This is a genomic window from Rhodococcus sp. T7, from assembly GCF_009872365.1.
Taxonomy (GTDB): Bacteria; Actinomycetota; Actinomycetes; order Mycobacteriales; family Mycobacteriaceae; genus Rhodococcus_F.
Genome location: NZ_WXYH01000215.1, coordinates 1 through 1,510 on the forward strand (window position 1 = coordinate 1; position 1,510 = coordinate 1,510).

Below are 1,510 nucleotides of genomic sequence, written 5' to 3' on the forward strand. Positions count from 1 at the left end.
ACGAGCCCCACAAACCTGAGGAGCCGCGTGCCGGCTCCGGACTGCGGGGGCGGCCGGTCACCCTGCGGTAGGCGCTTCGCACCCGTGCGCCTTTCTGGTAGCTGGAGCAACCAGAAAGACGCACGGGCGGCGGAGCCGCCTAGATGGAACCGCCCGCTGCGTGCGGTGCGCCGGACGTGTCTGCGACGCCGCTCATCTCACGTGCGACGAACTCCTCGAGGTCGAACAGGTTGCTGCCCGCGCGGTCGGCGATGGTCAGCAGCGTCGTCATGCTGGCGACCTCCTCGACCTGCTCCTTGAGGAACCACTGCATGAACTGCTCGCCGAGGTAGTCGCCTTCCTCGCGGGCGGTGCTCGCCAGCTGCACGATCTGCTCGGTGACCGTCTTCTCCTGGGTCAGAGCGAGTGCGATCGGCTCGCGTGCGTTCTCGAAATGGCCCTTCGCCGCGTCGACACCCGACAGTTCCACTGAAATGTCGCGGTCGAGGAAGTACTGGACGATCATCATGGCGTGGTTGCGCTCTTCGACGGCCTGCTTGTAGAAGTGCTTGGCCAGCTGCGGCAGGTCGGAGTTGTCGAAATAGACGGCCGTCGCGATGTACTGATGTGACGCGTTGAATTCGTTGCGAATCTGGTCGTGAAGCAGAGCGTGGAATTTCGTCTTGTGCGCGTCGGTCGAAGTCATGAAATGGATAATATCGCTGGTCAGAGCACGTGTCATCCAAGTTCGACCTTATTTTGGCAAGCGTTCCCAAACTAAAGTCAACCTAATTCCGGGACCATTCTGATGTCGTTTTCCTAACGTGAACTGGCGACGAACGGCGGGATGGAACGGCGCAATCCGCGTCGCCGGGCACCGGCCCCTGTATAAGATTCACATCGTTCTGACGGCGCGGCCCGGAGGGGCAGGCAATTGTTGAGACGATCCAGTGCGTGGATAGCGTTGATTCTGGGTGCCCTATTTCTGGGCGCGACGATTCCGGTTCCCGCGCAGGCCGACCCGTTGTATCCCTGGCCGGACCCCGACCCCTTCTATTCGGCCCCCGCCGACCTCGGGGTCCTGAATCCCGGCGACGTCGTGCGGACGCGCCGGATCGACACCTGGATGTTTGCGAATTCAGACGGGTGGCAGATCGCGTTCCGGTCGACGAACTCTGCGGGGCATCCGATCCTGGCCGTCACCACCGTGCTGCTTCCCCGTGGCGTCGCGAACCCTCCGCTCGTGTCGTATCAGGCGATCGTGAATTCGCTGGGCACCAAATGCGCCCCGTCGCACTCGTTGTTCAATCTGGAACTGCAGGAGTCACCGGGCTTGTATCTGGGTCTGCAGCGCGGCTGGGCCGTGTCGGTGCCCGATCATCTCGGCCCGACGGGCGCGTACGGTGCAGCAAAGCTCGGCGGCATGATCACCCTCGACAGCGTGCGGGCGGTGCAGCGGGTGGCCGAACTGGGGCTGACGCACAGCCCGGTGGCGCTGGCCGGCTATTCCGGGGGCGGCATGGCCAGCGCG

At 63.8% G+C, this 1,510-nt stretch carries 2 protein-coding genes; one reads left to right on the top strand and one right to left on the bottom strand.

The genetic code is table 11. The features are described 5' to 3' along the window. Positions 1-139: 139 nt before the first annotated feature. Complete coding sequence (locus MLGJGCBP_RS19925) at positions 140-685, bottom strand: ferritin (RefSeq protein ID WP_087561185.1); 546 nt, start codon at positions 683-685, stop codon at positions 140-142. A 228-nt stretch (positions 686-913) separates the two neighbouring features. Between MLGJGCBP_RS19925 and MLGJGCBP_RS19930 the strand changes: the two genes are divergently transcribed. Beyond that, the coding region (locus tag MLGJGCBP_RS19930; RefSeq protein ID WP_236581215.1) for a lipase family protein at positions 914-1,510 on the top strand (597 nt) is incomplete at its 3' end.